Here is a 7,772-nt window from a genome sequence, read left to right as displayed (position 1 = left end):
GATATTCCGATTGCGCGCGGTCACCGCTCAGGGCAGCGCGAACGATGCGCTCATGGCGAAACTCGCGGACGCCCGCACCTCGTTCCGTGACAACCTCGGCAATGACCTCAACATCGCCGGCTCGCTCGGCGCGGTGTTCGATCTCATCCGCGAGGTGAACGCATCGTTCTCATCCGTCACCAAAGCAGACGCAGGGTCAATACTCGACTTCTTCCGCACCGATGTGAACGGCATACTCGACTGCCTCACGTTCAAGGAAGAAAGCGCAGCACCGGAGATAGAAGCGCTCCTCAGGGAACGTGCGGTTGCACGGAAGGCGAAGGATTTCAAACGCTCCGATGAGATACGCGACAAATTGAAAGCGATGGGCATTGAAATATTCGACACGCCCAACGGCGCCACATGGAAGAAAGTAAAACAACCGTGACAGTCGCGAAAAATATAGAACAAGGGGCCATGACCCCTTGTTCTATTCGTTCCTAATCACTATTGTACGACCGTTGGCGCATGCCTGTCAGTACGTGATATTTTCGCGACATTCTCTAAGCGCTAGTTGCGGTTATAATGGAAATAATGCGATATTATCGAATGAAGGACATATTCGGTATAGCCGCGTATCTTTTTATTGTCATGGTCGGCAGGTATGGGCGGTATCGCCTTCTTCTCTTCCGGATCGATATAGTACACGCGGTCGCGCAGGGTCAGATGCAGACGATTGCGAAGCACGGCATGAAGTATCTCTTCACGCGTAAGACGGTTCTCCGACGGCGAACCGATGTATGACACGGCGCGCTTCATCATATTGAGATATACGACCTCGCTGTAACGCATCACACGGCGCACCTGATCATCCATCATGAGCGGCGCATCGCGCTCTATGCCCGAACCGTAACCGGAAAGCGATACCGCGGACTTTATATCCATATACGCCGCTTTTTCGCCTTTTATCGTAACATGGGAATATCTCATGGTACTTAACATATCGGAAGAATCGGGGGAAAGTTAAGCAAAATAAGGGATCCACTTATTGAGAACAAGTATGAAATTAATACAAGACCATGTGCACCGCGTACAATACCCTCATTGATGAACTCGGTAACGTGTTACCGCAAGCCCTCAGCCCAGTATCACCGGACCGCTCTCTGTGATAAGCACCGTATGCTCGAAATGCGCCGAGGGGTTCCCGTCGCCGGTGAGTATCGTCGTCCCGTCGCGCGCAAGCGTAAGGGGATAATCGCGCGTGCTCACGAGAAGTTCGAAGGCGAACACCATGCCCGGCACGAGTGCGATGTCATTGTCGGGGTGATAGAAATTATATACATGCGGCGGCTCATGGTATGCGCGCCCTGTGCCGTGACCGGTAAGCCCTTTCATGATGCTGATGCCGTGGGAGGCTGCGAACTCCGCGACCGTTCTCCCGTATACCGAAAGGAGGCCGTTCGGTGTGAGCGCATGGATGCCGTGCGTGAGCGCCGACTTGCAGGCGTCCATCATGGACCGCACCTGCGGGTGCAGCGTACCGACAGCGAAGGTCTCGGCCACGTCCGCGTATACACCCTCGAACTTCACGCCGATATCGACGCCGACCACATCGCCGTTGCGTAATATCTTCGTCGCTACCGGCGGGGCATGCGCTACTTCGTTCCATCGGGAGATGGATGACGCATGCGCGTAGCCGTTCACCTCGCGATTGGCGGCGGTCGCGCCGCGCTCCTTAAGATGCTGTTCGACGGCCTCATCGATGACATTCGCCCGCGTCCCCGGACGCATAAGCTTCTCTGCGATGATGAGCGCTTCCCGGCCGACCGCCGCGGCGATGCGGATATTCCTGATCTCTTCCGCGGTCTTGACCGACATTACTTATACGATGCGGGGGTGACGAGATTGAAGAGTTTCACCAGGATGATGGCGCCGAGTATGGTGGCGGGCACGTCCATGTGATAGAGATGCATGAACGCGAGCAGCCCCTTGAGATGGAAGGCGAGGAAAGTGCCGAGGGAACCGCCGATAACACCGACAATGATGGCCCCCCAATGCGCACCGAGGGTCTGCACCTTGAAAAATCGCAGGAGCACGAAACCGGACGCGCCGCCGAACGCGATGAGAAGCACGAATTCAAGCACAACGAGCATTGTATCGATCATAGATCCTCCGTCAGCAGTTGGTCATCGAGTTGTCAGCCCTTGGGGGCCGCGTTCATAAGGACGAAGAAGCCCTTTATATCCCCGCCGTCATCGAACACCGGCATGAAAAGCATGCGCTCGGTGTCCGCCTTGTCACGCTCGCCTATCGTGGCGGCAAGCCCCTCGTACGAGAACGGATTGGACTTGATATATACGGTCTTCTTTTTCGAAAGCATGCTCTGATAGAACGCGCCTTCGGGGTCGATGGTGAACCCCGTACGCGTCGCCTCTTCGATATCGAACGCCTCGGTCACCGTGAACATCCCCGCCTCGGTCTTCTCGAGCATGAGGCATTTCTTCGCGCTCACACTGAGCTCACGCTCGAGGCTTTCCATGATATCCATGAGCGATACCGACACGAGCGTACGTGCGGCAAAATCGTCGATGACCGTTCTCCAGGCGCCCTCATCGTCATGATGCGGCACATGCTCCACGGCACCGTCCTCTTCCCCCGCATCCCTGCCGTTCACATCGGAGATGAGATCGGAAAGCCCTTCACGTGCCGTCGTCGGCTCTTTTCCGAAATAATCGTCCGGGACCTTTATTATCTCCGCAGGCTCGTCCGCCGGAAGCTCATCGAGCGCGCCCTCGGGGAGCCTGTCGCTGATATCGACAACGACATCATCGGAAGGCTTTTCACCGATGACATCATCATCAATGGCGAATTCCGGTATCACCGACGGATACTCCGGCTCGAGCGTCGGCGGTTCTCTGCGAACGTCCGCTGCATCGGCGACCTCATCCGGTATCTCAACGCGCGCCACCTCGACATCCGTCGGCAGGTCAGGCACAAGGAAATCCCTGTCCATGGTCTCCAGCGTGAATGCCTTATCGGATGAGAAATAATCCGACTCTTTGATGGCGGGTGCTTTCTCCTCGTCGGTATCGCGCATGCGGTTGACCGCTATCGTATCGGGGAGCGAACGCATCTGCGCCTGATAGGAATCCTCGACCGGATGCGCCGTGAACGATACGTCGATCGGCTCCTCGGCAGTATCGACATCGGTCGTAAAGGCGCTTTCTTCCTGCGCCTTATAATCGCCCAGGCGCATGAGATGCGATACGAGGGTGAAGAAGAAGAATATGAGCGGCACAAAAAGGAGCACGAGCACGATGAAAAGCGCATAGGTGAGCGGGAGAATGCGCTTGACCGCGATCATTATCGAAACGGACGGATAGGTACGCGATGCGACGGCAATGACCGCAGAGTTCATGAGCGCACGCTCCCGGAACGCGGGGAGAAGCTTCGGACGCTCGCTTTGCACTGCATCCGTGGTAAGCGCACGCGTAAGCAGAGGCACATCCTCGATGCTCACCGGGGCGTTCTTGAGCACAAGGAGTACGCCGGCGGGAGTGAATTCAACGGAACGGAAATACACGCTTTTCGACGGATCGCCGAACACGGCGCGCTTGGGGACATCGAACACGACGCTGCCCGTGCGTCTGCCGTCGCTCACGGCCGGATACGCTATCTTTATCGCATGCTCTTCCGCATCGATGGCGACAAAACCGCTTTCCTTGACATGACGGTCGAAGGCGCCGTACCATGATTTGAGCCCGATGCCCCTTCCCTTCTCTATGTCCGGGGCCGTGGAATAGAGGAGCGCGCCGCGAGCGTCGAAGAACGATATCGCGGTAAAACCGATCTCATTCATGGCCGCTGACTTTATCTTCCGTGCAGCGGCACCGCCGCGGGAAAACGCTTCTATCGCCCCCGGAAGTTCGGCGCGGGAGAACACCGCGCGGGCTTTGCGCTCTTTTGCATCGATAACGGCGTCCACCGCGTTCGCGAGCGGCACCATATGCCGATTGTAGCGCGCATAATTGATGCGCAGTCCTTCGTGTTTAAAAAAGAGCACAAAGCCGAGGATGATAAGGAGATTCGCGACTATTCCGAGAGCGGATAACAGAAGTACTCTATAATATTGCGGCATAACCTACGCATTCCCCAGAGTGACCGAATCGTTCGAACGCGCTTTGGGGATTGTAGCAGATTCCGAGGCATTTGCAACGGGTTTGGAACGGCTGAGGATGGGATCGCGCTGTATCATGCGGCTTAGCGCCTCGTCGAATTTGGCGAACACTTCCTGTATCGACGTGTGCTCCGGCTTTTTCTCCTCCGGGGCCGCGACCGCGTCCGATGCGATCACCCCTGCGCTTTCTGCCGAAGCGTTCTGTTTCCCCTCACCTTCCCCGAAGACGATGCGATGCCGCTCAACACGGCTTTTCCCGCCGCCCGCCAGAGAAAGCACCGGGGTGAACGCCTCACGCGCCGCATGCACGGGTGCTTCCATGCCGAGGTCGATGTGCTCGATCGTATGCGCAACACCTCCGGCAGGGGAAGGCGCCGGCGTATTGGGCACGTGCTCCGGGGCGAACGTATGTCTGCGCGCCATGCCGGCAAGGAAAAGCACAAGCTGCTGGATAACGGCGATCAGGAGCGCAGTGATGAACAGAACGACAAAGGTGACGATGGTGCTGTACGAACGGCCGGACACCGAAACGGTAAGGCCGGGCACATCGGAAAAGCCTATCGTCGCCATTGGTCCGTTCTTGGCGAATTTCCCGATGATGCTGATGATATTGTACGCCGACGACTCGCCCTCGCGCACGATCATCTTGTTCACGTTATGACCGTCGGAGAGATAGAACGTACGGTCGGCGAGCTGGTAGTAGGCGATGATATCGAACAGGAAATTCTTGTCCGTACGCGTGCAGGCGATGAACTCGCCCCCCGCGGTCTTATGATAGGCGAGGCAATAGAGCATATTCTCCGTCGCCGAATGGAGTATCATCATCTTCTTCTCGCGCACCTCGCGGATGAGCGATTCCTTGAGCTTAATGCTCCATCCCTTTTCGAGATAGAGCTGCAGGAGCATATCGCCGGTCATGCCGAAGAATGTAAGCGATTTGATATAGGGGTTCTCGACGCTCATGAGATAGAACTTGCGCTTAAGCGCCTCTATTTCATCATCGGAGAGCGCGGCAACGGGACGCTGTGCGAGCGGGTATTCACCCACCATGCGCTCTTCCTGGAACCGTATCACCGAGAGATAGTCGTTCAACGTCTGTTTGACAAGATTGAGCTGATACGTCGCCACCGTTCCGCCGTTGATGTTGAACACCTTTGCGAAGGTATCACCGACCCTCGCGTTCACGAGGTCAAGATAATCATGCAGGAACACGACGAGGGGATTGCGCGAGGGCATCATGGAATCGACGGCGATGCGCATGCCGAAGAACACGATGGACAGCGACAGGGCTGTTATCGCAAGTGTAATGGCGAATCGCTGTACTCTGGTTCTCATGTCCATAGAGCGCTCCTCGGCAGCAAAGGATAATGCACCGTATTTGGATTATCGGCAGATAAATATGATATGTTAAGTGGTTTTTTGGGGGGAAATCGGTGGGTTTGGGGGACGCGCTGCGCGCACCGCGGCTGTAACTGGGGCTGCACAAATCGCCATCCCATTGCGGCTTTGCCGCCAGACTGTTGCGAAAATACCAATCCTTTGCATCGATAGGAGAACGATCAATATAACATCACTGAATCGCTGAGAACAAGGGGTCATGACCCCTTGTTCTCTATATAATTATAGTTGGAGGCCGGGATTATTCGCGGATCAACGACAACACGCTGTCCGAATCGCGGGCAAAGAAAAGGTAATCATTTCCCACTGCACAAAACGAGGCGCCTTTTATTGTACTATAAAAACCCGCCTTTGTTGTGACCAACGGCACGGCCCATTCCGAATATTTCATGGTCCTCGAGTTGATCTTATATAGGTAATATTTTGAGATCGTCCCGTAATCATAGTTCTTTGCGATCGACAATGATCCGTTACCTGGCAGTACTGCGCACGTACTTCCGTAGCTGAAGGAATTATTTGTGCCTTCGAATTTCCCGATAATGCCGGTCTCCAAATACATATCTATTATGCCGTTAGCGCCTGTACGTGCAACACCGGAAAGGCCCTTATAATAAGGAAATTCAAGCGTTCCATATATTGTCCAATATTCGTTCGAACGGACGCCGACCCCATATGATGCATATGAATATTTGCTGATATAGTCGATAACACTGCCGTCATTCGCTGACAATCTATATATCCGTGTATCGTTCTGCCATGGCGTTACCGCGTATATCATGCCATTGTCGTATGTAATAGCGGTAAATCCGATATTAGGCGTCGTTGTCGCTGGCGGATTATTCGTAAGAACAGCCATGATAGTATCATTTGATATCTTATATGCATTGGTCCATACGACATTCCCGTTCACGAGCTGCCTTTTTGTTATCGCATATCCGGGACGATAATCGCCGGCACCGACAATAAGCAGCCAGACATAGGTACCGTCAGAGCAGCATGAATATGCCTGAAACCCTGATATCCAGGAGTAATTGGACAGCACGGTAAATTGATATTTTGGTATGCTGTCATTATATGGTTCGACGGGAAGAGCGCCGTTGAGAAGAGTGAATGGATTTATTATCGATGTTGAGCATCCTATGGTCAACATTGCATACGAAGCAAGGACAAGTGAACAAAATATTCGCTTCATGATCAACTCCTAAAATACGAATCCGGCAGAGGCCTGCCATGTTCCGTACATGCTTGACCTTCCCTGCATTGGACCGCCTGCCGACATCATATTCAGCGTATGCTCAGTCCCCGACAGGATGATATACGTGGCACGGATCTTGGCGAACAAACCAACACCATCAGTGAGTTGCAATTTTATACACGAACTGGCACTGACCCCCCACATCAACATATAGATCGTATATGGAACATTCCCTACCCCGGCCCCGGTAATAAGTACGGGCATTGATGTGTCCGCAGCAATGCCGATCGATACGGCTCCGAATCGCAGATCGATACCGAGGAAAGGGCTGACATACGGTTCGATCATGAACAGATACGCCGGCTGCGTCAACGCAGGACTGTTGCCGAAGCTTATCACACCGGTCACTCCAGCGATGCCGATCCATTTCATTACATCGCTCTGATGCCCGAAGAGGCGCACTTTCTCACATAGATCGAAGCCGTAAAATACGCCATAGTATTTTGTGAACACCGTGTCGAAGAACTGCCCGACAGTGCCGCCGAGATAGAGCCCTTCATGGGACAGAAGGAATTCCTCAACCGCCCCGGATTGTTTTGCCATGCGCTGCTGCAAGAGCTCTTCGACAAGACCGCGTATCCCGCCTTCAAGCGCCTCAATGCTTTTCACTTCTACCCGTGCCGACGATTCGATCCTGCTTGTCTCAACATTGATCAACTCGGCCGAGACATACATGATCGATCCTGTTTTCATGACTATGCCGTAATACATATACTGCATATTAAGGACCTTCCCGATCTTTACCGCACACTCCGACGTTGTGCAGCCGCTTTGCTGGAATTCCTGCTCAGTAAGGACTTGCTGCATATGCTTCCTGTCAAGAACGTCGTATCTTCCGGATCGAACAAGCTCTTGGCGGAATATATCGCTCGCAATGGATGCTTCCATCGCAGAAACGCCTTTCGGCAGAAAATCGATCACACCGACCCTCATGCGCTGGGCATTCGTTGTTTCGACGGCGAA

8 protein-coding genes are annotated in these 7,772 nt (G+C 54.1%); 1 reads left to right on the top strand and 7 read right to left on the bottom strand.

The genetic code is table 11. The annotated features are described in order from the left end of the window. A partial coding sequence (locus tag AABZ39_06975) for a DALR domain-containing protein (protein MEK6794501.1) occupies positions 1-427 on the top strand: 427 nt, incomplete at its 5' end. Between the two features lie 122 nt (positions 428-549). Here the strand turns inward: AABZ39_06975 and AABZ39_06970 are convergent. From AABZ39_06970 to AABZ39_06940, 7 genes are all read right to left on the bottom strand, one after another. Next, positions 550-969, bottom strand: coding sequence for a hypothetical protein (locus tag AABZ39_06970; GenBank protein ID MEK6794500.1), 420 nt, complete (start codon positions 967-969; stop codon positions 550-552). A 147-nt stretch (positions 970-1,116) separates the two neighbouring features. Next, positions 1,117-1,857 carry a type I methionyl aminopeptidase gene (map, locus tag AABZ39_06965; GenBank protein ID MEK6794499.1) on the bottom strand — a complete coding sequence of 247 codons (741 nt, stop codon included), beginning with the start codon at positions 1,855-1,857 and terminating at the stop codon, positions 1,117-1,119. Next, complete coding sequence (locus AABZ39_06960; protein ID MEK6794498.1) at positions 1,857-2,144, bottom strand: GlsB/YeaQ/YmgE family stress response membrane protein; 288 nt, start codon at positions 2,142-2,144, stop codon at positions 1,857-1,859. Before AABZ39_06960 ends, map begins: the two co-directional genes overlap by 1 nt. Before the next feature lie 32 nt (positions 2,145-2,176). Continuing rightward, a complete protein-coding gene (locus tag AABZ39_06955; GenBank protein ID MEK6794497.1) occupies positions 2,177-4,117 on the bottom strand; it encodes a hypothetical protein in 1,941 nt (646 codons plus the stop codon). Between the two features lie 3 nt (positions 4,118-4,120). Continuing rightward, positions 4,121-5,497 carry a hypothetical protein gene (locus tag AABZ39_06950; GenBank protein ID MEK6794496.1) on the bottom strand — a complete coding sequence of 459 codons (1,377 nt, stop codon included), beginning with the start codon at positions 5,495-5,497 and terminating at the stop codon, positions 4,121-4,123. A 298-nt stretch (positions 5,498-5,795) separates the two neighbouring features. Continuing rightward, positions 5,796-6,746, bottom strand: coding sequence for a hypothetical protein (locus AABZ39_06945; protein MEK6794495.1), 951 nt, complete (start codon positions 6,744-6,746; stop codon positions 5,796-5,798). Positions 6,747-6,755: 9 nt separating this feature from the next. Further along, the gene (locus AABZ39_06940; protein MEK6794494.1) at positions 6,756-7,742 is read right to left on the bottom strand and encodes a CsgG/HfaB family protein; all 987 of its coding nucleotides are present in this window, start codon (positions 7,740-7,742) and stop codon (positions 6,756-6,758) included. Between the last annotated feature and the right edge of the window lie 30 nt (positions 7,743-7,772).

The sequence above is a fragment of the Spirochaetota bacterium genome, from assembly GCA_038043445.1.
In the GTDB taxonomy this organism is placed as follows: domain Bacteria; phylum Spirochaetota; class Brachyspiria; order Brachyspirales; family JACRPF01; genus JBBTBY01.
The sequence above is the reverse complement of the archived record's forward strand: the minus strand, read 5'-3'. Positions and strand labels throughout refer to the sequence as shown.